At 60.9% G+C, this 23,809-nt stretch carries 19 protein-coding genes and 1 pseudogene; 3 read left to right on the top strand and 17 right to left on the bottom strand.

Annotated elements, in window-relative coordinates:
- Positions 1 to 157: 157 nt before the first annotated feature.
- From ACQ4WZ_RS23455 to pilM, 8 genes and pseudogenes are all read right to left on the bottom strand, one after another.
- Positions 158 to 1,294 (bottom strand): deoxyguanosinetriphosphate triphosphohydrolase, encoded by a 1,137-nt coding sequence (locus tag ACQ4WZ_RS23455; protein ID WP_101483602.1) that lies wholly within the window; start codon positions 1,292 to 1,294, stop codon positions 158 to 160.
- Positions 1,291 to 2,916, bottom strand: coding sequence for a bifunctional shikimate kinase/3-dehydroquinate synthase AroKB (aroKB, locus tag ACQ4WZ_RS23450; RefSeq protein ID WP_436574714.1), 1,626 nt, complete (start codon positions 2,914 to 2,916; stop codon positions 1,291 to 1,293). Before aroKB ends, ACQ4WZ_RS23455 begins: the two co-directional genes overlap by 4 nt.
- Positions 2,917 to 3,024: 108 nt before the next feature.
- Positions 3,025 to 3,393, bottom strand: coding sequence for a hypothetical protein (locus ACQ4WZ_RS23445; protein ID WP_436574630.1), 369 nt, complete (start codon positions 3,391 to 3,393; stop codon positions 3,025 to 3,027).
- Positions 3,394 to 3,558: 165 nt separating this feature from the next.
- A complete protein-coding gene (locus tag ACQ4WZ_RS23440; protein ID WP_436574629.1) occupies positions 3,559 to 4,401 on the bottom strand; it encodes an Ig-like domain-containing protein in 843 nt (280 codons plus the stop codon).
- A gap of 46 nt (positions 4,402 to 4,447) precedes the next feature.
- Positions 4,448 to 5,773 (bottom strand): annotated as a pseudogene (locus ACQ4WZ_RS23435) (type IV pilus secretin PilQ); the annotation flags it as partial.
- Between the two features lie 98 nt (positions 5,774 to 5,871).
- A complete protein-coding gene (locus ACQ4WZ_RS23430; RefSeq protein ID WP_436574628.1) occupies positions 5,872 to 6,909 on the bottom strand; it encodes a pilus assembly protein PilP in 1,038 nt (345 codons plus the stop codon).
- Between the two features lie 12 nt (positions 6,910 to 6,921).
- Positions 6,922 to 7,425, bottom strand: a complete 504-nt coding sequence (locus tag ACQ4WZ_RS23425; RefSeq protein WP_436574627.1) for a PilN domain-containing protein — start codon at positions 7,423 to 7,425, stop codon at positions 6,922 to 6,924.
- Positions 7,426 to 7,490: 65 nt separating this feature from the next.
- The gene (pilM, locus tag ACQ4WZ_RS23420) at positions 7,491 to 8,123 is read right to left on the bottom strand and encodes a pilus assembly protein PilM (protein ID WP_436574626.1); all 633 of its coding nucleotides are present in this window, start codon (positions 8,121 to 8,123) and stop codon (positions 7,491 to 7,493) included.
- A 301-nt stretch (positions 8,124 to 8,424) separates the two neighbouring features.
- Between pilM and ACQ4WZ_RS23415 the strand changes: the two genes are divergently transcribed.
- Positions 8,425 to 10,770, top strand: coding sequence for a penicillin-binding protein 1A (locus ACQ4WZ_RS23415; protein WP_101483596.1), 2,346 nt, complete (start codon positions 8,425 to 8,427; stop codon positions 10,768 to 10,770).
- A gap of 64 nt (positions 10,771 to 10,834) precedes the next feature.
- On the opposite strand, the gene cyaY is transcribed toward ACQ4WZ_RS23415, so the two are convergent.
- Positions 10,835 to 11,164, bottom strand: coding sequence for an iron donor protein CyaY (cyaY, locus tag ACQ4WZ_RS23410; RefSeq protein WP_034753246.1), 330 nt, complete (start codon positions 11,162 to 11,164; stop codon positions 10,835 to 10,837).
- 40 nt (positions 11,165 to 11,204) lie between these two features.
- Between cyaY and lptM the strand changes: the two genes are divergently transcribed.
- Entirely contained in the window at positions 11,205 to 11,387 is a 183-nt protein-coding gene (gene lptM, locus ACQ4WZ_RS23405; RefSeq protein WP_070221692.1) for an LPS translocon maturation chaperone LptM, read from the top strand.
- On the opposite strand, the gene msrQ is transcribed toward lptM, so the two are convergent.
- The 5 genes from msrQ to ACQ4WZ_RS23380 form a co-directional block, all read right to left on the bottom strand.
- Positions 11,384 to 12,037, bottom strand: coding sequence for a protein-methionine-sulfoxide reductase heme-binding subunit MsrQ (gene msrQ, locus ACQ4WZ_RS23400; protein ID WP_101483594.1), 654 nt, complete (start codon positions 12,035 to 12,037; stop codon positions 11,384 to 11,386). The genes lptM and msrQ overlap by 4 nt on opposite strands.
- A 9-nt stretch (positions 12,038 to 12,046) precedes the next feature.
- Positions 12,047 to 13,024: a protein-methionine-sulfoxide reductase catalytic subunit MsrP gene (msrP, locus tag ACQ4WZ_RS23395; protein ID WP_101483593.1), complete on the bottom strand. Its 978-nt coding sequence runs from the start codon at positions 13,022 to 13,024 to the stop codon at positions 12,047 to 12,049.
- Positions 13,025 to 13,173: 149 nt separating this feature from the next.
- Positions 13,174 to 14,325: a c-type cytochrome biogenesis protein CcsB gene (ccsB, locus tag ACQ4WZ_RS23390; protein WP_219136222.1), complete on the bottom strand. Its 1,152-nt coding sequence runs from the start codon at positions 14,323 to 14,325 to the stop codon at positions 13,174 to 13,176.
- 49 nt (positions 14,326 to 14,374) lie between these two features.
- Positions 14,375 to 16,471 carry a cytochrome c biogenesis protein ResB gene (locus tag ACQ4WZ_RS23385; RefSeq protein ID WP_101483591.1) on the bottom strand — a complete coding sequence of 699 codons (2,097 nt, stop codon included), beginning with the start codon at positions 16,469 to 16,471 and terminating at the stop codon, positions 14,375 to 14,377.
- Positions 16,472 to 16,654: 183 nt separating this feature from the next.
- The gene (locus ACQ4WZ_RS23380; RefSeq protein WP_101483590.1) at positions 16,655 to 17,326 is read right to left on the bottom strand and encodes a c-type cytochrome; all 672 of its coding nucleotides are present in this window, start codon (positions 17,324 to 17,326) and stop codon (positions 16,655 to 16,657) included.
- A gap of 186 nt (positions 17,327 to 17,512) precedes the next feature.
- Between ACQ4WZ_RS23380 and yihA the strand changes: the two genes are divergently transcribed.
- Positions 17,513 to 18,250, top strand: a complete 738-nt coding sequence (yihA, locus tag ACQ4WZ_RS23375) for a ribosome biogenesis GTP-binding protein YihA/YsxC (RefSeq protein ID WP_077398853.1) — start codon at positions 17,513 to 17,515, stop codon at positions 18,248 to 18,250.
- A gap of 70 nt (positions 18,251 to 18,320) precedes the next feature.
- On the opposite strand, the gene ACQ4WZ_RS23370 is transcribed toward yihA, so the two are convergent.
- The 3 genes from ACQ4WZ_RS23370 to ACQ4WZ_RS23360 form a co-directional block, all read right to left on the bottom strand.
- The gene (locus ACQ4WZ_RS23370; protein WP_180338561.1) at positions 18,321 to 19,229 is read right to left on the bottom strand and encodes a hypothetical protein; all 909 of its coding nucleotides are present in this window, start codon (positions 19,227 to 19,229) and stop codon (positions 18,321 to 18,323) included.
- 259 nt (positions 19,230 to 19,488) lie between these two features.
- A complete protein-coding gene (locus tag ACQ4WZ_RS23365) occupies positions 19,489 to 22,599 on the bottom strand; it encodes an efflux RND transporter permease subunit (protein ID WP_436574625.1) in 3,111 nt (1,036 codons plus the stop codon).
- On the bottom strand, positions 22,596 to 23,768 hold the full coding sequence (locus ACQ4WZ_RS23360) for an efflux RND transporter periplasmic adaptor subunit (protein ID WP_436574624.1): 1,173 nt from the start codon (positions 23,766 to 23,768) through the stop codon (positions 22,596 to 22,598). The genes ACQ4WZ_RS23365 and ACQ4WZ_RS23360 overlap by 4 nt, the downstream gene beginning before the upstream one ends.
- Positions 23,769 to 23,809 lie beyond the last annotated feature (41 nt).

Raw genomic sequence — 23,809 nt, 5'->3', positions numbered from 1 at the left:
GGGTATTGGGGTGATCGGGTGGGGACCTAGATGATCATGCCAATTGACAGGATCGATAATGCGGAGTAGATGGGATTAGCGCGCAAGCGCGTCATCCGACAACCTTGTTGGCAGGGATGGAGGTGGTGTCGGGTTACGCCGTTCCGGCTAACCCGACCTACAATTCATCCAGAGAATACAGCCGGCGGTGCTCGCGAATCGCGTAGCGGTCCGTCATGCCCGCGATGTAGTCGGCGATCTTGCGCGCCTGCTGCGTGACGTCGCCATCCTTGAGTTGATAGTCGGGCGGCAGCAGGGCCGGTTCGGCCATGAAGCTGTCATACAGTTCGCGCACGATGCGGCTCGCTTTCACGCGCATGCGGTTGACCTGGTAGTGGCGGTACAGATTCACCCGCAAGAAGCGTTTCAGCTCCGTCGCGTCCGTGCGCATGGCATCCGAAAAACGGATCAGCGGCGCACAGGCGCGCACTTCGCTGACGTCGCGCGGTGCCGCGTCAAGGATCAAGGCATTTGACGTGACGATCAAATCGTCGGCCAGCGCCGTGATCAGGCGGCGCAGGGTCTCGTAGATGGCGCGCCGGCCCGACAGGCCGGGAAACGCCTGCTGCACGTCGCGCCACAGGCGGCCGAAAAATTCCACCTCTTCCAGCTGGGCGATGGTGATCAGGCCGGAGCGCAGGCCATCGTCGATATCGTGGCTGTTGTAAGCGATTTCATCGGCCAGGTTGGTCAGCTGCGCTTCCAGCGTCGGCTGCGTGCGGTCGATGAAACGCTGGGCCACGGGACCCAGTTCACGCGCATGCGCCAGCGAGCAGTGTTTCAGAATACCTTCGCGCGTCTCGAACATCAGATTCAAGCCATCGAAGGCGCCGTAGTGCTCTTCCAGGGTATCGACCACGCGCAGGCTTTGCAAGTTGTGCTCGAAGCCGCCGTGCGCCTGCATGCACTCATTGAGCACGTCCTGGCCCACGTGGCCGAACGGCGTGTGGCCCAGGTCATGCGCGAGCGCGATCGCCTCGACCAGGTCTTCGTTCAGGCGCAGGTTGCGCGCGATGGAGCGGCCCACTTGCGCCACTTCCAGGCTGTGCGTCAGGCGCGTGCGGAACAGGTCTCCCTCGTGGTTGAGGAAAACCTGGGTCTTGTATTCGAGGCGGCGGAAGGCCGATGAATGGATGATGCGGTCGCGGTCGCGCTGGAACTGGCTGCGCGAGGCGTGTGCCGCTTCGGCAAAGCGACGTCCCTGCCCCTGTGCCGAATGGGCCGCATACGGGGCGAGGAAGTCTTCGGGGGTCATGCTTGCTGTACTCCGGCGGCCAGGGTGGCCAGCACCAGTTCATGCGGCGCGGACGTGATGCACGGGCTACCCAGAGGTTTCAACAGGATGAACTTGATGGCGCCGCCCTCGTTCTTCTTGTCCACTTCCATCAGTTCCAGCCAGCGATCGACACCCAGGTCAGGCGCCTTGATCGGCAAGCCGGCGGCGGCGACGAGCTTGCGCACGCGCTCCACGGCTGCCTGGTCGATATAGCCCATGCGGCAGGACAGGTCGGCGGCCATCACCATGCCGCAGCCGACGGCTTCGCCATGCAGCCAGTGGCCATAGCCCAGGCCCGCCTCGATGGCGTGGCCGAAAGTGTGGCCGAAGTTCAGGATGGCGCGCAAGCCGCCTTCGCGCTCGTCCTGGCGCACCACGTCAGCCTTGATTTCGCACGAACGGGCAATCGCATACGCCAAAGCCCCCTTGTCGCGTGCCATCAGCTTGGCCATGTTCGCCTCGATCCAGTCGAAGAAGGCAGCATCGATGATGGCGCCATGCTTGATCACTTCGGCCAGACCCGCCGACAGCTCACGCGCCGGCAGGGTTTCCAGGGTCGAGGTGTCGGCGATCACGGCGCGCGGCTGGTAGAAGGCGCCGATCATGTTCTTGCCCAGCGGGTGGTTGATGCCCGTCTTGCCGCCGACGGAGGAATCAACCTGCGCCAGCAGGGTGGTCGGCACTTGCACGAAGCCGATGCCGCGCATGTAGCTGGCGGCCGCATAGCCGGTCAGGTCGCCGATCACGCCGCCACCCAGCGCCACCAGTGTGGTCTTGCGGTCGCATTTATTGGCCAGCAGCGCGTCGAAGATCTGCATCAGGCTGGCCCAGTTTTTATATTCTTCGCCGTCCGGCAGGACGATGCAGATCACTTCGCGGCCATCGCTGGCCAGTGCCGCCTGCAGACGGCCAAGGTACAGGGGAGCGACGGTGGTATTGGTGACAATGGCCACCTTGTGGCCGCTGATATGGCGCAGCAGCGCATCGGCGTCGGCCAGCAGGCCGGGACCGATGGCGATCGGATAACTGCGTTCGTCGAGGTCTACGCTCAACAACATTTTGGATTGCTCGTTCATCGAAGGCTCTGCATGAATGACGCAGTTGGGCGACGCCTCGCATTCGAGGCTGGCCAGCTGCATCAGGATGGTCTGAACCATCGATTGTACGTTAGGACGGCCCGTGTCGATCACAATGTCGGCCACTTCCATGTAATGGGGCTCGCGCTGTGATGTCAATTCTTCCAGCTTGCGGCGCGGGTCTGCCGTCTGCAGCAGGGGGCGGTTCTTGTCGTGGCTGGTGCGCGCCAGGATGTTGCTGACGCTGGCGCGCAGGTACACGACCGTGCCCCGTTCCTTCAGGTAGGCACGGCTGTCGGCGTTGAGGATGGCGCCGCCGCCGGTGGCCATGACGATGCCTTCCTGGGCGCTCAGGTCGCGGATGACTTCGGCCTCGCGCCGGCGAAAGCTGGCCTCGCCCTCGATTTCAAAGATCCACGGGATGGTCGCTCCCGTGCGTGCCTCGATTTCATGGTCGGAATCGACAAAGCGCAAGCCCAGCTTGCGGGCCAGGATGCGCCCGATCGTCGTTTTGCCTGCGCCCATGAGGCCGACAAGAAAAATATTGCTGTTGGAAATTTCGGACACTTTTATATCATTCAGAAAATAAACGGGCGCGCATTCAAACTCAACACCGCCCGTTTTTCCCTTGCCTCAAGAACAAGAGAACTTCAGCGTAAACGGGTAACTGGTCACATTGCCCCACGGCGTAGTGTTTGCCACATAGAACGTACTATCCACTCCCACCACATAATTTGCTGGCGTCAGGCTGTTAATTGTAACGGTATGCCAGCTTCCCTGGTTACCCTGAATGTTGCTTCCCATCCGGTCAGCCACGCCGAGTGCATGGGGCGGGAAAACATTTTGTACGAGGCTTGGTGATACGGATACAGCGCTATCGAGTGCATTCGTCGTCGTACAGCCGCCCATGCCGCAGGAGCCGACCGCGCCCAAGGTGCTCTGGAAAACGACAGGCATAGCATCAGCAACAGGGGTGCCCGCCTGGTCGCCCAGGAAGGCCATGATGGTGGCCGCAGGCGTGGCTGGCGTACTGGTGCAAGAACAGCCGTTCACAACTGGAGCTGAAACGCACATTGCCTTTCTGGCCCGTGTACAGGGCACCGCCAGCGAGCACACTCACAGAGATCACGGAAGGGCCATAGGCAGGTATGCTGGCGGGCAACAAATTCAGATTGCCAAGGCAAGTTCAGTCGCGCCGCCAGAATAGTTGCCTTGATTACTGGCTATAGCGGCACTGACCGCTGCTGTCACAAGCAAGGTGGCGCCGCCACTCTCTGACAGGCTCAAAGGCCGCAAAGTCATATGGACCTGGCCAGCGGCATCCGTCAACGCGATCCCGGTCAACGAGGATATGTCCGCAAGAGTATGGTCAGTCGAGAATACCAGCCGGTCCCCCGAGACCGGTGTGCCACTCAGGTCACTGAGCAGTGCCCTTGCCGTCAGCGGCGTAGCACTCGACAGTGCATGACTGGCGTTGGTTCCGCGCAACAAGGACAGCGCCAGCTGGGCACTCGATGCCTGGGCCGTCTTTATCTCGTAATTCACCTCACCGCTTACGCTGGCGGGGCCTGCCGCCACTGTAGCGGTCACCTTGCCAGCCCCCGTGACCGTCGAATTTAATGCTGCCAAAGTAATGCTGGCGATCCCCTTGGCGTCGGTGAGCGTCGTGCTATTCGTCGTAGAAAGCGTCGCGAGCGACTTATCGGTGGAAAATGTCACCAGTGCATTGCTCACAGGCGCGCCATTCGCGTCTACGACGGAAGCCTTGACCGTCAATGGCGTCGTATTGCTCAATGCAATGCTGAACTGGCCTGCCGCGTTATACAAGGTCACGCTGACTTTCGCGGCCACGGGACCCGTCGTGCCGCCGCTGATGCCACCATCGATGGTCGGATCGCCGCCACCACCGCCACACGCGGCCAGCGAGGCACCCAGCAACAGCAAGGTCAGCCAATTCGATACCGCACTCCAAGAAGTATTGCCTAAAGAAAAATTCCGCATAGTCGTCATCAGTCCGCTTTCGTTTGCATTGTTACTTAAACGTAAAGATGTGACATTAACGTGTTGCTGGGCGATCTGCCACTATTTTCGGCGTAATAAACACCATGAGTTCCGTTTTTTCTTGACTGCGGCCCGTACTGCGGAAAAAAACACCCAACACGGGGATGTCGCCAAGAATCGGCACCTTGCTGTCCGTGCCCCGTTCGGACTGCTGATAAATACCGCCCAGCACCACCGTGCCGCCGTCTTCCACCATCACCTGCGTGCGCACGTGCTTGGTGTCGATGGCGAAGCCGGAACGGGTTTCCTGGCCCACACTGTCCTTGTTGACGTCCACTTCCAGCACCACGTTGCCGTCCGGTGTGATCTGCGGCGTTACCTCCAGGCGCAGGTTCGCCTTGCGGAACGTGATCGACGTGGCGCCGCTGCTGGTGGCCACCTGGTAGGGCAATTCGATGCCCTGTTCGATCAGCGCCAGCACTTTGTCGGCCGTCACCACGCGGGGGCTGGAAATGATCTTGCCCCTGCCGTCCGCTTCCAGCGCGGACAGTTCCAGGTTCAAAAAGCGGTTGGCGGCCGCCGAAAACAGGCTCAGGGCGAAGCTGGCCGGCGGCAGGCCATTGATGCTGGCGGCCGGCAAGTTGACGAATTGCGTGTTCGGCACAAAAGCGCCGGCGCCGGCCACCGTTTGCCCCGTCGCCTCGCCCACACCCTGGTAGCTGCCGCCGATGGCCGCGCGGCGTCCACTGCCGCCCAAAGAAAAACCGGGCTGCTGGCCCTGTGCCAGGCGCTGGTCCGTAAAACCCAGGCGCGCGCCCAGGTTGCGGCTGAAACTGTCGTTCGCTTCGACGATGCGTGCCTCGATCATCACTTGCCGCGTAGCAATATCAGTCTTGGCAATCAGTTGACGGATCTGCTCCAGGCGCGCCGGCACGTCGGTCACGAACAGCTGATTCGTGCGCGGCTCGATCAGCACGCTGCCACGGCGCGACAACAGCCGGCTGCGCCCTTCCCCCGCGTCCAGGCCGAACACCGTGCGGAACGCTTCCGCTTTCTGGTAATTGAGCTGGAAGATGGCCGACTGCAAGGGTTCGAGTTCCGCGATCTGCGCGCGCTGCTCCAGTTCCAGTTTTTCGCGCGCCAGCATTTCCTCGCGCGGCGCGATCCACAGCACATTGCCATTGCGCCGCATGTCCAGGCCCTTCGCCTGCAGCAACACGTCGAGCGCCTGGTCCCACGGCAAGTCACGCAGGCGCAGGGTCAGGTTGCCCGTCACGCTGTCGCTGGCGATGATGTTTTGCCCCGACGCGTCGGCCAGGATGTGCAGGGCCGCGCGCACACCCACGTTCTGGAAATCGACGGAGATTTTCTCGCCGGCATACAGGCGCGGCGCAGTCACCAGCACCACCGCCTCGTCCCCGGCCAGAACGACGCCATGCAGCAGTGGCCAACACATCGAGCACATCCACATAAACGGCTTCATGGCGTGGCCTCCGGTACGCTGGCCTTGGTGTCACCCGGCTTTTGCAGGGACAGGCTGCCATGCCGTTCGCGCCACCCGCCCCCCGCATCCTGCAGCAACTCCCGGTACTGCAGCGCCTGTTCGCTGATTTGCGTGACCAGGCCATGGTCCGGCCCCAGATACTGCCCTGCCGCCACCCGGTACACGCGCTGGCCCGCCAGCAGCAGCGCGTTCAGGCGCCCGGCCTGTTGCACGCTGCCCACCATGCTGATGGCCGGCAATGCCACGCTTTCCAGCGGTTCGCGCACACGGCGCGGGTCGGGCCCCGCCACGCTGCCCCGCTGGCCGGGCGCGGGCGCTGTAGGCAATGCGCCAAAAGGGTCGGCCAAGGCGGCGGCCTCGTAGGGATATGGCGCGACCGTGGCAAGCGGATGCCATGCAGGCGCGGCTGCGGAGCGGCCCGCCTTGGACGACAAGGCAGCTTGCGCCGCCCGTTCTCCCGCTTCGGGCAAGCGATACGCCTGCAGTACGGCATCGAGCGTCAGCAAGCGATCCTTGCCGAGAGTCAAGGCGAGCTCATGCACCGTGACGATGCGCGGCAGACGCGCCAGGTCTGCCAGCAGCGCCCCCATGGCGTGATAGCTGCCGCGCAACTGTATGGTGATCGGCAAGGCGACATATGGTGCTCGCGGCCGGGGCGCACCCGGCTTGAACAGTGAAAATTGCAGACCGCGCGACTGGCCTGCGGCGTTGATGTCCGTCAACAGCACCGCCATCGCTTGCTGGTCGGGCAGCTGCTGTTCCAGGAGGGCCAGTTCGGCGCCAGCCTGGCGCTGCTGCGCACGCCACTGCGGCAAGTGCTTCGCCCGGGCCTGCGCCGACACATACTCGGCGCGCAAGCGGCCTTCTTCCCTTTGCGCCGCCTGCACGGCAGCCATCATGTCATCCAGCCATGCGGCGTGCAGCAGGGCGGCCACCAGCATGCCAGACAGGGCAGCGCAAGCGAGACGCACGGGTAGCGGCCACAGCGATGCGGTCTTCAAGCTCAGCATCATCAACCTCCACGACTAAGATTGCCCAGCGCTAGCCAACGCCAGCCGTATCGTCCATTCCACCGCACCATCTGCCGCACCGCGCACTTCCAGCCGCACTTCCAACAATTCCGGGCGGGACCAGGGCGCTGCCTGTTCCAGCGCCAACAGCATTGACGCGACCTTGTCCTGCGAGACTGCATGCCCTTGCAAGCGCACCATCGCCGTTTCCTGGCGCACACTGTGCAAGGCCACGCCGGCCGGCATCGCCTGGGCCAGCACGTCCAGCATGCGCACCCAGGCATTGCGTTGTTCTTGCAAACTGGCAATGGCCTGTTGGCGCAGCAACAGCGCCGCCATCTCGCCCTGCACCAGCTTGCCGGTGACAAGGATGGCATTGACTTGCTGCATGGCATTGCGCCAGCCCTCCTGACGGTGCAGCTGCGCGTCGAGCCGCTGCTGCAGCCAGGCGCCTGCAACCAGGGCCAGCAGCAATCCCAGCAGCGCCCCGCCGGCCAGCTGCCACAGCAGCACCTGCATACGCCGGCGCCGTGTCGCCTGCCGATGCGGCAAAAGGTTGATACATGGCACTTGCGCCACGGCCTTCATCGGGCGTACCGGTGCAAAGCCAGCCCCCAGGCCAGCTGAAATGCCAGGCCGCTGTCCGGCAAAGCTTGCCATCCCCCTTGTGCAACGGCCGCCTGGCGCGCCAGCGCTTCGCTATCCATGACGACGGGCGTCAAGCCGGCCGCCGTAGCCGCATCGAGGCGGCGCTGCACGCTGGCGCGTCGTGCAGCCACCAGCAGCACTTCGATCTCCCGCTCCGTCTGGCCGGCAAGCGGCGGTGCCGGCCCGAGCTGGTAAAAATCCAGGCTGGCGTCTTCCAGCGCAAACGGCATGTATTGCGCCGCCTCCAGTTCCACCAGGATTTCGAGCTGCTCCTCCGGCAAGCCCGCCTGCAGGCGTATCACATGCGTGATCAAGGCCGTGGTCGGCATGGCCAGCGCCACGCGGGTGCAGCCGCTGCCACTGTTGCGCCAAGCCAGACGCACGGTGGTGGCCAGGCCCTGCACATCTTCGACATTGCCCTCAAGCATCACCCCTGCCGCCAGCGCGGCGCTGCCGCAATGCCTGCATGACAATTTACCCCGCCGGCGTGTTAACTCGACCACGCGCACGGCATCGTCCGCCATGTCGACGCCCAGCAAACCGATGCCAATAAAACTGCGGATGGACATGTTTTTCATAGAGAAACGTCAGCGTGGGAGGGGTTCCTGCCATCCGAAAGCCTAGTCCTGGCAGCGCTGGCTTGTAAATGGATTTCACGCTGGTGTCTGCGGCGTGCGGCGCCTATCTGGCCCGGCTATGATCTGGCGCAGAATAATTGTTACCAAATCCTGGTTGCCAGCGGGCCAATACACGCTTATATAGAGTATCGACAAGTGTCGACACTTCCCCCGGCAAGCGCCACGGCGCGCTGCCACCCCGGCAAGCTCGCTTATAATTGACCGGCATAATTAACCGAAAGACATACGACGCATGACATCTTCAAACACCGCTGGCTCCGCTGGCTCGAAGCCGCCCACCAAGGGCAGCAAACCCAAACGTTTTCTGCTGATGGCGCTGGTATCGCTGCTGGGCCTGGGCATCGTCGGCGTCTTGCTGGTGGTTTTTGGCCTGGCCATGGCCTATCCGAACCTGCCTGCGCTCGATACCTTGACCGATTACAAGCCGAAAATGCCGCTGCGCGTGTTCACGTCCGACAGTGTGCTGATCGGCGAGTTCGGTGAAGAACGGCGCAACATGGTGCATATCAAGGATATTCCCGATGTCATGAAGAAAGCCGTGCTGGCCATCGAAGATGACCGCTTCTATGAACATGGCGGTGTCGACTATCTGGGCATCACCCGCGCGGCCCTGCACAACCTGACGGGCGGCGCCAAGCAAGGCGCCTCGACCATCACGCAGCAGGTGGCGCGCAATTTCTTCCTGTCCAGTGAACAGACCTTGAAGCGCAAGGCGTATGAAGTCTTGCTGGCGTGGAAGATCGAGAAAAACCTCAGCAAGGACCAGATCCTCGAAGTGTATATGAACCAGATTTATCTGGGTCAGCGCGCCTACGGTTTCGCCTCGGCCGCGCAAATCTATTTCGGCAAGAATATCCAGGATCTCACCGTGGCCGAAGCGGCCATGCTGGCCGGCTTGCCGAAAGCGCCGTCGGCCTACAATCCAGTCGTCAACCCGAAACGCGCGCGCATGCGCCAGCAATACATTCTGCAGCGCATGGCGCAGCTGGGCTACATTACGCCAGAGCAGTACACGGAAGCCAAGAATGAAGAGCTGAAAGTGAAAACCGACAGCAGCGCCTTCGGCGTGCACGCGGAATACGTGTCGGAAATGGCGCGCCAGCTGGTCTACGAGCAATTCAAGGAAGACACGTATACGCGCGGCCTGAACGTCTACACCACCATCACCAAAGCCGATCAGGACGCCGCCTACATTGCCTTGCGCAAGGGCGTGATGGATTACGAGAAACGCCACGGCTACCGCGGTCCGGAAGCCTACATCGAGATTCCGAAAACCAAGGCAGAAGCGGATGACGCCATCGAGACAGAACTGGCCGACCACCCGGACAGCGACGACATCATCGCCGCCATGGTGCTGCAAGCCTCGCCCAAATCGCTGCAGGCAGTCACTTCGGCCGGCGAAGAAATCACCATTACGGGCCCCGGCCTGACATTCGGCGCGGCCTGGCTGTCGGAAAAAGCGGCACCGAACCGCCGTATCAAGCGCGGCGCCGTGATCCGCGTCATGCAGGAAGGCAACACCTGGGTCTTGACGCAGATGCCGGAAGTCCAATCGGCCTTCGTTTCGGCCAGCACCACCGACGGTGCCATCCGCGCCATGGTGGGCGGCTTCGACTACAACCGCAACAAGTTCAACCATGTCACGCAGGCGTGGCGCCAGCCAGGTTCGGCCTTCAAGCCCTTCATCTATTCCGCTTCGCTGGAACGCGGCCTGTCGCCAGCCACCATCATCAACGATGCGCCGATCTCGTTCGACGCGGGCCAGACGGGCGGCCAGGCGTGGGAACCGAAGAACTACGACAGCAAATACGATGGTCCGATGACCATGCGCAAGGGCTTGATGAAATCGAAGAACATGATTTCCATCCGCATCCTGCACAAGATCGGCGCCAAGTATGGCCAGGAATACGCGACGCGCTTCGGCTTTGACGCGGACAAGAACCCGCCGTACCTGACCCTGGCCCTGGGCGCCGGCAACGTGACGCCGCTGCAGATGGCGGGCGCCTACGCCGTGTTTGCCAACGGTGGCTACAAGATCAATCCGTATCTGATCGCCAAGGTGACCGATAGCGATGGCAATATCCTGTCGCAAGCCAAGCCGGACCTGGCGGGCGAAGAAGCCAACCGCGTCATCGACGAGCGCAATGCCTTCATGATGAATAGCATGCTCAACGACGTCGTGCGCTTCGGCACGGCGAACAAGGCCATGGCCTTGAAGCGCCCTGACCTGGCCGGCAAGACGGGCACCACCAACGATTCCATCGACGCCTGGTTCGCCGGTTACCAGGCCAAGCTGGTAGGTATCGCCTGGATCGGTTACGACCAGCCGCGCAACCTGGGCAACCGGGAAACGGGCGGCGGCCTGGCCTTGCCGATCTGGATCAGCTACATGGCAAAAGCCCTGAAAAGCATTCCCGTCGAGGAACGCGCGGTACCGGAAGGCCTGATCCACGTGGGCGACGAGTATTACTATGCGGAAAATCCACCGGGCACGGGCGTAGGCAGCCTGGAAGGCGCGGCACGCGGCACGCCGGAGGAAGAAAAAGCCAAGGAAGCCGTCAAGAACGAACTGTTCTAAGATCGTTTGATGCAAAAAGGGCAGACTGCAAAGTCTGCCCTTTTTGATTGCCGCGGCGAAAAGCTTATTTCAGGACCACGGGTGCACCGGCCTGCTCGCTGGCCATGGCCGACAGGGCCGCAAACAGTTCCGAGCTGTCGCGCGTGTTGATCCACTCGTCGCCTACGCGCTTGTAGTGGAAACCGCCGGAACGGGCAGCCACCCACATTTCGCGCATGGGGGCCTGGCTGTTGACGATGATTTTCGTGCCGTTGTCGATGAACTCGATTTCCAGCACATTGCCGCTCCGGCTGCATTCGACGTCGAGCACGTCTTCATCGTTCAGCCGGTCCAGCGCCGCCTCGATCTGGGTCAGGGTGGCTTCGGCCAGGGCCAGGAATTCCGATTCGCTCATGCTACACTCCAAAGATCTTAATCAAACCGTGATTCTAATCGTGAAGTCATCCTCAGCGTTTTATATCGGCATCGCCATTGTGGTCTCTAGCGTCCTGGCCGGCTGCGGCCAGCCCGGCCCCCTGTACCTGCCCAAGCCGCCAGCGGCCAAGGGAGCACCAGCCAAAGGGCCGGTCGAACCGGCACCCGTGCCGCCGCCGCCCGTGATCGTACCAGCCACTTAAACGGAACGCACCGGGGTGGCTGCTTTGGCCGTCCTGGCGCTTTTCTCTCGTTTACTCCAGGCGAAATAAACGCGAATTAGCAGAAGTAGCGCGACGATGCTGCCAAAAAGAATGGGTTGCGCGAAATTATTCTTGCCCGCCTTCATCCACCAGAAATGCAGGATGCCCAGGGGCGCGATGACATAGATCAGGCGGTGCAGCCACTGCCAGCGCTTTCCGCCCAGGCGTTTCACCATGCCGTTCGTGCTCGTCACGGCCAGCGGGATGAGCAAGACGAAGGCGATAAAGCCCACCGTGATGAACGGACGCTTGAGCACATCCTTCCACATTTCCTGCACATCAAAAAAGTGATCGAACCACAGGAACGTGGTGAAATGCAGCGCCGCGTAGAAAAACGCGAACAGGCCCAGCATGCGCCGCAGCTTGATCAGCCAATTCCATTGGGTGAGGCGCCGCAAGGGCGTGACCGCCAGGCTGATACACAGGAAATACAGGGTCCAGTCGCCCGTGCCGCGCGTGATGAATTCCAGCGGTTCCACCAGTTGCCCCGTGTACGTCAGCCAGACCATGCGTGCAAACGGCAGCAGCGCCAGCAAGAAAATCAGGCTTTTCAGCAGTGACAGCTGCCTGGTCGTGGGATTGATGGCCATGGTCTTTCCTTAAAAAAACTTCTTCAGATCCATGCCCGCATACAAGGAAGCGACATCGTTGTAGCCGTTGAACATCAGGGTCTTGCGCTTGCGCGCGAGAAAACCGTCTTCGCCAATGCGCCGCTCGGAAGCTTGCGACCAGCGCGGATGATCGACGTTCGGGTTCACATTCGAGTAAAAACCGTATTCGGACGGCGCCGACAGGTTCCACGAGGTGCGCGGCTGTTCCTTGACGAAACGGATCTTGACGATGGATTTGGCTGACTTGAAACCATATTTCCACGGCAAGACCATGCGCACGGGCGCGCCGTTCTGGTTCGGCAAGGTTTCGCCATACATGCCCAGGGTCAGCAGCGCCAGCGGATGGTTCGCTTCATCGATGCGCAAGCCTTCCGTATAGGGCCACTGCAGCACGCGGCTGCCCACGCCCGGCATTTGCTTCTTGTCGGCCAGGGTGATGAATTCCACGTACTTGGCATTGCCCGTCGGCTCGACCTTCTTGATGATTTCCGAGAAGGAATAACCGACCCACGGGATGACCATCGACCAGCCTTCCACGCAGCGCAGCCGGTACACGCGCTCTTCCAGCGGCGCCAGCTTCAGCAAGGCATCGAGATCCAGGGTCATCGGCTTTTTCACTTCGCCTTCGATACTGACTGTCCACGGCCGCGTGCGCAGGGTGCCAGCGTTTTGCGCAGGGTCGCTCTTGTCCGTGCCGAATTCGTAGAAATTGTTGTAGCTGGTGGCGTCTTTATAGGCCGTCTGCTTTTCCAGCGCTGAATAGGCGGGATTGAGCTTGGCAGCCAGCTTGGGATTCGTGCCTTGCGCGAACGCTTCGCGGCTGGCCATTTCCAGCAAGGCCGCGCTGGATATCGAACCCAGCGCTACTTGCTTGATGAAGCTGCGGCGCGATTCAAACACGGCACGCGGCGTAATTTCGGAAGAATACGGCAATTCGATGCCGTTTGGACTGCGCTTGATCAACATGGCGGCTCCGGGAAAAGGTGATTGTTTATACCTTACACCAGTTTTCCCGGGCCGTTCATGACGCTTCTGTCATGAAAAAAATCGTTAGCAAAGTGTCCTAAAAAGTTCAGGGCAAGGCAAGGCTGCCATGGGCTTTTTCTCGGGCGCTTTTACAATTTACCGTAAGAATGCAGGCCGGACAGGAACATATTCACGCCCAGGAAGGCAAACGTCGTCACCAGCAAGCCCACCAGCGCCCACCACGAAGCGACGCGGCCGCGCAAGCCCGTCATCAGGCGCATGTGCAGCCAGGCTGCATAGTTGAGCCAGACGATCAGCGCCCAGGTTTCTTTCGGGTCCCACGACCAGTAGCCGCCCCATGCTTCGGCCGCCCACAGCGCACCCAGGATGGTCGCTACCGTGAAGAAAGCGAAGCCCACGGAAATGGCCTTGTACATGACGTCGTCGAGCACTTCCAGCGACGGCAGGCGGTCAACCAGGTAGCCGCTCGATTTGAGCAGATACGCCGCCGCCACCATGGCCGACAGGGCAAAGGTGCCGTAGCCGATGAAGTTGGCCGGCACGTGGATCTTCATCCACCAGCTTTGCAAGGCCGGCACCAGCGGCTGGATTTCCGCCGCGTCGCGCGTGACCGTGTACCACATCAGGAACACCACGGCCGCCGAAATGACCAGCATGACGAAGGCGCCCAGTTGGCGCGTCGCATAATGCTGCTCGTAATACAGGTAGAACATGGCCGTGATCAGCGAGAACAGGATGAACACTTCATACAGGTTCGACACGGGAATGTGGCCCACGTCGGCGCCGATCAGGTAAGACTCGTACCAGCGCACCAGCATGCCTGTCAGGCCCAGCACCACGCCGGCCCAGCACAGCAGGGAGCCGACGGACGAGCCGAATTCCGAGCGCGCTACCAGGCCGATCCAGTAGAACAGCGTCGACAGCACGAACAGGGTACCCATCCACAGGATGGCGGACTGGCTCGACAAGATATATTTCAGGAAGAATTTCTGATTCGCCATCTCCAGATGGCCCGAGTACAGCTCGATGGCGAACAGCGACAGCACGGCCGCCAGGGGGATCAGCCAGCGCACGGGCTTCCAGTACCAGCCTAGCCACGCGAACGTGGGCGCCGCTGCCAGCAAGATGGCCTTTTCATAGATATCCATGAAGGCGCCAAAGCGCATCAAGCCGAACAGCGAGGCCGCCAGCAAGCCGGCGCCATACAGCCAATCGATCAGACTCAGGCGCTTGAAAAATCCTGGTTCCTGCGTATATATTTGCTTGTTTGCCAATTCCATCATTTTCTCCATTCCCGGCGACGCGCAAGCGTCCCGGACACAGCGCAGCTTACGCCGATTGCGGCAGCTTTGCCTTCAAAGTCTCAAATTCTTTTTCAAAATCCAGCGTCTTGCGTTGCGTGCTCATGGCCATCAAGGCTTCGCTGCCGCCTTCTCCATCCTTGATCCACACCCACAGGCGGCGCTCGCGGATATAAAACATGGAAAACACGCCGATCACGAGGAACAGACAACCGAGGTACACCACGCTCTTGCCCGGCGAACGCGTCACCTGCAGCACGGACGCCTTGATTTCCGTGAAGTCGTCCAGTTGCAAATACACGGGTGCGCCATAGAAAAAGCTGTCGGACAGCGCATTCGTTGCCAGTTGCAGGAAACGGCCGTGCTTGTCATCGGCCTCGATGGCTTTCAAGCCATCCTGGGCGCGCGCCGCCTGCCACAAGTCCCACAGGCTGCCATTCAAGATCTTCATGAAGATATCGGCCGCTTTTTCCTGCTCGGCGGCGGGGATTTTCTCCAGGAAACGCGAAATGGCCAGGAAACCGCCCTCTTGCCCATTGCCGGCAAAAATACCCAGGCTCTTCGCCGCCGATTCCTGCAACTGGCCGCGCAAGGCTTCCGCCCCCGCTTGCGGCATGGCGCGCGCCGCATAGCGCGTGGCAGCCTGCTGGCGCAGCGCGGGATCTTGCAGTGCGGCACGCAAACGCATCCACTCGCTTACGCTGTAATTGTCATCGGCGGGAATGCGCAGATAGCTGAACGGGTCGCTGGGATTGACGCGCATGCCGGCCAGGAACACCGTCGTGCCATCCACGGTGACGGGCTGCATGTAATTCTGGTATTCGCGTGCCTGGCCCGTCTTGTCGCGCAATTTGTATTGCACCGAGGGGCCCACATTCTTGAGATCCTTGTTATGGGCATTCTTCGCGGCCGAACCGAGGCGCTTGTCCAGGCCGACGGCAAATTTATCGTTGAAACTCTCCGCCTTGCTGACGGCGCGCACATCCTGGCCGGCGCTGAGGTTTTCCACGTTAAACGGACGGAAACCCGACCATTCCACCGTGTAGGAATTGCCGTCGCTGCGCTCGAGCGGCGTACTGCCGCCCACTTCGCCGCCGATATCGAAACGTTTCGTCGTCTTGCCCGTCATGGGAAAACCCGTCAACTTGAGCTTGCTGCCGCCATCCTCAAAGCTGGACTGGTACAGGGCCAGGCCCTTGTACAGCAAGGGTTGGTTGACTTTGATGGTGGCAGGAAAACTTTCTCCCGTTACATGATCGGTGATGACGACATCGCTGGCAAACAGCTTGGGCATGCCCGTGCTGTAGAAATCGATATGGAATTTCTTCAGCAAAATCGTGATCGGCAGATCCTGGATCAGCACGCCATCGGCCTGGGGAATGATGGCCGTGTTGCTCGACGAGCCTTCCGGGATCATGGTGTTACCGCGGAAAGTGGGATTTGACAGGCTCAAACGGTGCTGGGCGGGAATGTCGGCGATCACGCCGCTGCCGGAAAACGGCGTCTTGCCAAAGAACCATTGCTGTACGCGGATCGGCATTTCCGAATCGAGCAAGCCGCCCACGCAGATAATGACGATGGCGCCGTGGGCAAAGATATAGCCCCATTTATTGGCGGCGCCCCGCTTGGCCGCCACCAGGGTGGCATTGTCCTTCTCGACCACCTTGGCAGCATAGCCGCTGTCTTTCAGGCGCATCACCATTTGCTGCGCCAGCACGGCACGCGGCAGCGGCGCCTGCCATTCCATCTTGTGATGGAAATTGCGCAAGGATTGCTCGCGCACATTGTCGCGCCAGCTGCGCATATCCTTGAGCATCTTCGGCGCATTGCGCACGATGCACAGCGAGGTCGAGGCGACGAGGAAACCCATGATCACCAGGAACCACCAGGCCGAATACACTGAATACAGGCTCAGCTTGTCAAAGACGGCGAACCAGAACGGACCGAACTGGTTCACATAATTGGGCATGGGCTCGTTCTGCTTGAGCACGGTGCCGATAATAGAGGCGACAGCGATCAGGGTCAGCAAGCTGATGGCAAAGCGCATCGACGAGACCAGCTCGACGAATTCAGCCAGGCTGCGGCGTTGTGTCTTTAACTCGATTCCGGTCGTGCCTGTGCTCATACGTGGATACTCATACGGGATATGCAATCTTCAAGAAAATGTGGCATGGAGCAGATAGTTTCTCCGCGCAAGGCGGCAGCATACTCCTGTTTGCCCCCTGCCATAAAAAAGGGCAGCCCGTTGAGACGGCCGCCCTCTTCATGCGCGCTGGTGCGCCTGGCAATCTCTTGCCAATATGAAAACTTACTTCAGGCCGGCGATATAGTCGGCTACGGCGGCAATCTCGTCATCCGACATGCGGGCGGCAATGGTGTGCATTTGCGCGCTGTTCTTGCGGGCATCAGCCTTGGTGCTGCGGAACATGCTCAGCTGGGCCACTGTGTAGTCCTGGTGCTGGCCGGCGATGCGTGGATACTGAACGGGAAGACCATTGCCCGTCGCGCCATGACAGCTGGCGCAGGCAGCAACTTGCTTGGAAGCAATGCCACCACGGTAAATTTTCTTGCCCAAATCGATAGTATCCTTGTTTTTCGCGGCACCCGGCTTGGACAGCTGCGCGCCCAGGTAAGCGGCGATATTCTTCTTGTCGGCGTCGCTGAGCATCTTGGCATAGGTCGTCATGACGGGCTGGTTGCGCTCCGGCGTGGTGAAATCGACCAGTTGCTTGTAGATATAGCTTTCATGCTGGCCGGCCAGCTTCGGGTTGACCGTGATGGTCGAGTTGCCGGCAGCACCATGGCAGGATACGCAGGCAGGCAAGCCGCGCGCCGCATCTCCATCGGCGTACAGGGTAGCACCCTTGGCAGCGTCGGCCTTGACGGCCGGTTTCGGTGCTTCGACAGCGGAAGCAGTTGCCGATACAGCCAGCAAAGCGAGCAACATGGATTTGAACAACGGTGAAAACGCACGATTCATTCAGGCACCCTGAGACAGTGAGAAATTAGTGGTGGACATTGCCGCGCCCTGTGGATTTTTGCTTTATTTTCAGGGCCGCAAGCCGCATCGCTGCTACGCCGGCAACAATAAACAACCCCTTATTGTACAATAGCTTCTTGGCGTTATCGCTCCCTTATCGCTCTCTTTTGTTGCTTTACTACTCCCATGTCAAAACTCTGGCAAGCCCGCTTCTTTACGACCGTCAACCAATTGCGTGACCTGCCCGATACCACGGTGCCGGAAATCGCCTTTGCCGGCCGCTCCAATGCCGGTAAATCGACCGCCATCAACATCTTGTGTAATCAGAAAGGCTTGGCGTTCGCCTCCAAGACACCTGGCCGTACCCAGCACATCAACTACTTCTCCATCGGCGGCGCCCACGTGGCGCAGCACCGCAAGGATGCCACCATCGTCGAAGAGATCGAATGCCTGCTGGTCGACTTGCCTGGCTACGGCTACGCGGAAGTTTCGGGCTCGGCCAAATTGCACTGGCAGCGCCTGCTGGGCGACTACGTGCAACGCCGCGAACAATTGGCCGGCTTGATCCTGATCATGGATTCGCGCCGTCCGTTCACCGACCTGGACATCCAGATGCTGGAATGGTTCGCCCCGACGGGCAAGCCGATCCACTGCATCCTGACGAAGGTCGATAAGCTCAACCGCAATGAGTCTGTCAACGCGCTGCGCCAGGCGAAAGCCAAGCTCGACAGCTATGTGGATGAAGACGGCGTCGGCTTCCCGTTCACCGTGCAACTGTTCTCGGCCTTGAAACGCGTCGGCATCGACGAAGCCAATGACAAGATCATGGAACTGGCCGGCATCAGCGAAGACGGTGCGGCCCAGATGGTCGAACTGATCGACATGGAAGACGACGTCGAGCCGGAGTCGGACAAACCGGCTTGATCGACATCAACGCGACGTAAAAAAAGGCTGCCCGTTCACACGGTGCAGCCTTTTTTATTGCAGCGAGTTCCTAGCGCCGTCCCGGCCCTGGCCGCTTCTCCGAAAAGAATTCCTGGCGCAGGAAAGCGCTCAGCTCGGCCGTGTCTTCCACTCTGGCGCTGAGGTTGACGTTGCGCCCCAGGCGCCGCGATTCCCAGATGAAATCACCAGGTTTTTCGGCGCGGATCAGCTGGATCATCTTCTTGATGATGGCCGTTTCGATATCGGGCTCATTGCCCAGTTCGACTTTTTCCTGCTTCAGCCAGTTGCGTTTGAAGTTGCCATTCCAGCCCTTGAACTTGACTTCCGCGCTGAACGAAGTCTGGTTGACGATGGAAAACACGCCACCCGAATCCTCGCGGTCGCTACCGGAATTACGCCCCTGGGCGCCAGCGATATTCGCCTTGGCCACGCGCATGGCGCGGTCGTTTTCGCTTTCCTCGGCCGGTGGCGTGGGGTTCTGCGCCTCGCGCTGCTTGCGGCGCTGCTCGATCATCGAGCTCATGTCTTCAGCCGGCGGCGGCGGCAACGGCACTTTCGACACCAGCGGCGGCGTGTAGGTTTCCAGTTTCGGCTTGTCGCGCGGCACGTCTTTTGTGACCACGCGCTTGCTCGGGGCCGGCGGCGGTTTCACCTTGGCCACTTTCGTGTCTTTGGGTTTCGGCGTGGGCTTGGGCTGCGGCTTCGGTTGCGGCTTGTCCTTCAGCGGCGCGATGTAGACCATCGCGCTTTCCTTCTTCGGCGGCGGAATCTTTTCGATCTTGTCGCTGCGCAACAGGACATACGCCGCCAGCAGCACGTGCAGCAAGACGGACACCCCGAGCGCAACCTTGCGCGTGGTGCTGGTCTTGGACCCGTAGGCCGGTGGTGGCTGGATTACTTGCCCGCAAGTGGGGCAAACATCGGAATCGGCAGCCAACAAATGGGTCGTGTCATGCAAAATGAATCGTGCTTTCTGTGTAGCGAAGAAATAACATTACAGGGCAGCCATAGTGCCAGAGTCCCTTGCTTTTGGGAACACTTCCTCGGCCTTTCCAACCCGAAGCGTACAGGATAGAGACATTCCTTGCAGCGCTAAACAGAGTACCCGAGCCGTCTCTTGACGGTTGTTACCGTATGTATCACTGCCCATACAAAACCGGCGCCCCATTCACGCAGGAATGGGGCGCCGGTCAAGGGCCCACGGGGCACGCACGCGCTCAAGCCTTGTTGTCGAGTAGCACCAGTTGCTCGTCCGTCATCGGCCCCGTGCCGCTGTACTTGTCCAGGAACAAATAGATGACGGGGGTGATGAACAGGGTAATCACTTGTGAAAACAACAATCCACCGACCACTGCCAAGCCCAGCGGCTGGCGCAGTTCGGCGCCGGCGCCCAGGCCCAGGGCGATGGGCAAGGCGCCCATCAGGGCCGCCGCCGATGTCATCATGATGGGGCGGAAACGCAAGATGCAAGCCTGGCGGATGGCTTCAGGCGGGCTCATGCCTTCGTTGCGCTGCGCATGCAGGGCAAAGTCGATCATCATGATGGCGTTTTTCTTGACGATACCGATCAGCATCAAGATGCCGATAATGGCGATCATCGTCAGATCCATGCCGAACAGGCGCAGGGTCAGCAAGGCGCCCACGGCCGCCGACGGCAAGCCGGCCAGGATGGTCAGCGGGTGGATATAACTTTCATACAGCACGCCGAGCAGCACATAGATGACGGCCAGCGCGGCAATGATGAGGATGATCTGGCTGGACTGCGAATCCTGGAACACGGCCGCATCGCCGCCGTAACGCGTGATGATGGAGGCCGGCAAGCTCATTTCCTTGCCCATCACATCGATCTTGCCCGTGGCGATGCCCAGCGGCACGTCCGGCGCCAGGTTGAAGGCGATCGTGACGGCCTGCAGTTGCCCCTGGTGATTCACGGCCGTGGGACCGATGGTGCGTTCCACGTAGGCAATACTCGACAGTTTCACCAGCTCGCCCGTCTTGCTGCGCACGGACACGCGCGTGAGCGCATCGTCATACTGGCGGTCCTGCGTGGCCGCTTCCAGGATCACGTAGTAGCTCGCTGCCGAGGAATAGATGGTCGATACTTGCCGCTCGCCGAAGGCGCTGTACAGGGCCGTGCGGATATCGGACATTTGCACGCCCAGCAGATTGGCCTTGTCGCGGTCGATCCTGAGGGAGGCCTGCAAGCCCTTGATCTGCGAATCGCTGGTGACGTCGCGGAAGGCGGGATCGGCGCGCATGCCGGCAATAAACTTTTCCGCCCAGTCATTCAAGGCATCGGGACTGACGCTTTGCAAGGTGTACTGGTAGCGGCTCTTGCTCTGGCGCCCACCCAACTGCAAGTTTTGCACGGGGCGGAAATACACGGCCATGCCGGGCACGGTGCTCGTCGCGCGGCGCAGGTTTTCCAGCACCACGGGCATTTTCGGCCGCTCGCTGCGCGGTTTTAATACCATGAACATGCGGCCCGTGTTGCCGCCGCCGACGAACGAGGTCACATCCTGCACGCTGGGGTCCGCCTTGAGCACGGCCGCCACGCGGGCTTGCAAGTCCTGCAATGCCGCCGAGGAAATATCCTCCGACGCTTCCGTATTCACCTGGATCTGGCCCAGGTCTTCCTCGGGGAAGAAACCTTTCGGAATGGTCGCATACAGCAGCACCGTCAGCGCAAACGTGCACACGGCGATGAACAGCACCACGTTACGATGCGCCAGGGCCTTGTCGAGCAAATGGACATAGCCGTTGCGCAATTTCGTGAAACCCGCTTCGAAATGGCGGCCGATGAAGGACTTCTCGCCATGCGTGGGATCGCTGTCATTGTGTTCGCGTGTATCGGCCGGCAGGAAGCGACTGGCCAGCATCGGCACCAGGGTCAGCGACACGATGGCCGACACGAGGATGGACAGCGAGACGACGACGGCAAACTCGTGGAACAGCAAGCCGATCACGCCCGGCATGAAGAAAATGGGGATGAACACGGCCACCAGCGAGACGGAAATCGAGATGATGGTGAACCCCATTTCCTTGGCGCCCACGAGGGCCGCCTGGATCGGCTTCTTGCCCATCTCGATATGGCGCACGATGTTTTCGAGCACCACGATGGCATCGTCGACCACCAGGCCCACGGCCAGGGTAATGCCCAGCAGGGAAACGTTGTCGAGGCTGTAGCCAAGCCAGTACAGCAGGGCCAGCGCACCGAGCAGGGAAATGGGCATGGTGACGGCCGGAATGAAGGTGGCCGCCGCACGGTGCAGGAACAAAAAGATCACCAGCACCACCAGGATCACCGTCAAGGCCAGGGTCAGGTTGACGTCGTGAATGGCTTCACGGATCGAGACGGAACGGTCATTGACCAGGCTGATCTGGATGGAAGCAGGCAATTGTGCCTTGAAACCCGGCAAGAGCTTGCGCACGGCATCGACCACTTGCACGGTGTTCGCATCCGGTTGGCGCTGCACCAGCAAGGTGATCGAGCGCTCGCCATTGAAACTGCCGGCCGTCTTGGTCGATTGGAAACTGTCTTCCACCTCGGCCACTTCCTTCAGGCGCACAGGCTGGCCGTTGCGCGTGGCGACGATGAGTTCGGCAAAATCGGCCGCCTTCATCATCTGCGGGTTGCCCTGGATGGTCAAGGTCTGGCTGGGGCCGTCGAGGATGCCCAGCGGCGAATTCGTGTTCGAGGCGCGCAGCGCTGTGGCCAGCTCGTCCATGGTCAGGTTGCGCGCGTTCATCAGGTCGGCACGGGCGCGCACGCGCACGGCAAAGCGTTTCTGGCCATTCACGCTGACCTGGGCCACGCCAGGCAAGGTCGACAGGCTGGGCGCGATCAGGTTTTCCGCATAATCATTCAGATCCGACAAGTTCAGCGATGGCGACGTCATCTGGATGAACAGCACGGGCGCATCGGCCGGATTGACTTTGCGGTAGGACGGCAAGTCCGTCATTTCCGTCGGCAACTGGCGCTGAGCGCGCAGCAGGGCCGCCTGCACGTCGACGGCGGCCTCGTTGACATTGATGCTGGCGTCAAACTCCAGGGTCAGCGATGTATTGCCCAGGGTACTCGTGGAGGTGATCAGGCTCAGGCCGGCAATGGTGGAAAACTGCTTCTCCAACGGCAAGGCCACGGACGACGCCATGGTATCGGGGCTGGCGCCTGCCAGGTCGGCGCTGACGTTGATGACGGGCGTGTTGTAGCTCGGCAAGGCCGCCACGGGAATGTGGCCATACGCCAGCACGCCGGCCAGGATGATGGAGAGGGATAGCAGCACCACCATGACGGGGCGGCGGATGCTCAGTTCGGACAGATTCATGCTGGCTTGCCTTGCGGTGCGGCGGCGCCATCGGCTGCCTTGTGTTTTTCCGCCAGGCGCACCTTGCCGCCCGGACGCAGGTTCTGCTTGCCATCGACGATGATTTTTTCATCACCGGTCAATCCGGTCACGACGGCATTCGGGCCAAACGCATACACGCGCGCAATCTTGCGCACCTTGGCGGTGTTATCTGGCTCCATCGAATACACGAAGACGCCCGTGGTATTGGTGATGATGGCGTTTTGCGGGATGACCAGCGCATCCTTGAGCGTGCGCACCGTCAGCTGCGTATTCACATACTGGCCGGGCCACAAGTCGGTACCGCCATTATTGAAGCGGGCCTTGACCTTGATCACGCCCGTGGCGGGATCGACGGCATTATCGATAAAGTTCAGTTTGCCTTCCAGCTGCTTGCCACCCGCGTCCGACAGCAGCGCCTTGACCGCTACCTCGCCCGCCTTCTGCGCCGTCAGCAAGCCCGACAGGCTACTTTCCGGCAAAGTGAACACCACATCGATCGGGTCGAGCTGGGTGATGCTTGTGAGCGAAGTGGTCGGCTGCACCAGGCTGCCCGCGTAGACACTGATGGCGCCCACACGGCCCCCCTGCGGCGCGCGCAGGACGGTGTAGCTGGAATCGACCTGGGCGGCGCGCAAGGCGGCTTGGTCGGCAGCCAGCAAGCCGCGTGCCGCGTCCAGCTGGCTTTGCAGGGTGTCCACGGCGCCCTGGGCGATGAAGTTCTTGCTCAGCAAATCCTGGCTGCGCTTGAGCTGGCGTTCGAGATCCAGCACCGAGGCGCGGTCGCGCAAGACCTGCGCTTGCGCCTTGTCAACATTCGCGTGCTCGCTGCGGGCGTCCAGCGTGAACATCAGCTCGCCCTGTTTGACGAACTGGCCTTCGCGGATGTGCACCTTGGTAATCGTACTGGTCGTCTGTGGATGCAGATCGACGCTGCTGATGGACATCACGCTGCCATTGGCTTGCAGCACCATCGGCACATCCTGGCGCAGCGGCGCAACCACGCTCACGGTGGTCGGTCCCTGTGCGCCCTTGCCCCCTTTGCCATCGTGCCCACCGGTCGACGCGCCGGACTGATGATTGAAATACCAGATGCCGCCACCGATACACAGGGCCGCACCCACGAGGATTGCCAGACTAGTCTTTTTCATTGTTCTGTCACGCTGTTGCAGCGCAGGGCTGCAGGTTGAAT

The sequence above is a fragment of the Janthinobacterium darwini genome, from assembly GCF_051380905.1.
Classification (GTDB): domain Bacteria; phylum Pseudomonadota; class Gammaproteobacteria; order Burkholderiales; family Burkholderiaceae_D; genus Janthinobacterium.
Note: the sequence above shows the minus strand (reverse complement) of the source record. Positions and strands in the feature narration are given on the sequence as shown.

Excerpts from the sequence above, each read along its gene's own strand:
- ACQ4WZ_RS23455 (WP_101483602.1), bottom strand. The coding sequence starts at position 1,294 with ATGACCCCCGAAGACTTCCTCGCCCCGTATGCGGCCCATTCGGCACAG.
- aroKB (WP_436574714.1), bottom strand. The coding sequence starts at position 2,916 with ATGGGCGCAGGCAAAACGACGATCGGGCGCATCCTGGCCCGCAAGCTG.
- ACQ4WZ_RS23445 (WP_436574630.1), bottom strand. The coding sequence starts at position 3,393 with ATGGCCTTCCTGGGCGACCAGGCGGGCACCCCTGTTGCTGATGCTATG.
- ACQ4WZ_RS23440 (WP_436574629.1), bottom strand. The coding sequence starts at position 4,401 with ATGACGACTATGCGGAATTTTTCTTTAGGCAATACTTCTTGGAGTGCG.
- ACQ4WZ_RS23430 (WP_436574628.1), bottom strand. The coding sequence starts at position 6,909 with ATGATGCTGAGCTTGAAGACCGCATCGCTGTGGCCGCTACCCGTGCGT.
- ACQ4WZ_RS23425 (WP_436574627.1), bottom strand. The coding sequence starts at position 7,425 with ATGCAGGTGCTGCTGTGGCAGCTGGCCGGCGGGGCGCTGCTGGGATTG.
- pilM (WP_436574626.1), bottom strand. The coding sequence starts at position 8,123 with ATGTCCATCCGCAGTTTTATTGGCATCGGTTTGCTGGGCGTCGACATG.
- ACQ4WZ_RS23415 (WP_101483596.1), top strand. The coding sequence starts at position 8,425 with ATGACATCTTCAAACACCGCTGGCTCCGCTGGCTCGAAGCCGCCCACC.
- cyaY (WP_034753246.1), bottom strand. The coding sequence starts at position 11,164 with ATGAGCGAATCGGAATTCCTGGCCCTGGCCGAAGCCACCCTGACCCAG.
- msrQ (WP_101483594.1), bottom strand. The coding sequence starts at position 12,037 with ATGGCCATCAATCCCACGACCAGGCAGCTGTCACTGCTGAAAAGCCTG.
- msrP (WP_101483593.1), bottom strand. The coding sequence starts at position 13,024 with ATGTTGATCAAGCGCAGTCCAAACGGCATCGAATTGCCGTATTCTTCC.
- ccsB (WP_219136222.1), bottom strand. The coding sequence starts at position 14,325 with ATGGAATTGGCAAACAAGCAAATATATACGCAGGAACCAGGATTTTTC.
- ACQ4WZ_RS23385 (WP_101483591.1), bottom strand. The coding sequence starts at position 16,471 with ATGAGCACAGGCACGACCGGAATCGAGTTAAAGACACAACGCCGCAGC.
- ACQ4WZ_RS23380 (WP_101483590.1), bottom strand. The coding sequence starts at position 17,326 with ATGAATCGTGCGTTTTCACCGTTGTTCAAATCCATGTTGCTCGCTTTG.
- yihA (WP_077398853.1), top strand. The coding sequence starts at position 17,513 with ATGTCAAAACTCTGGCAAGCCCGCTTCTTTACGACCGTCAACCAATTG.
- ACQ4WZ_RS23365 (WP_436574625.1), bottom strand. The coding sequence starts at position 22,599 with ATGAATCTGTCCGAACTGAGCATCCGCCGCCCCGTCATGGTGGTGCTG.
- ACQ4WZ_RS23360 (WP_436574624.1), bottom strand. The coding sequence starts at position 23,768 with ATGAAAAAGACTAGTCTGGCAATCCTCGTGGGTGCGGCCCTGTGTATC.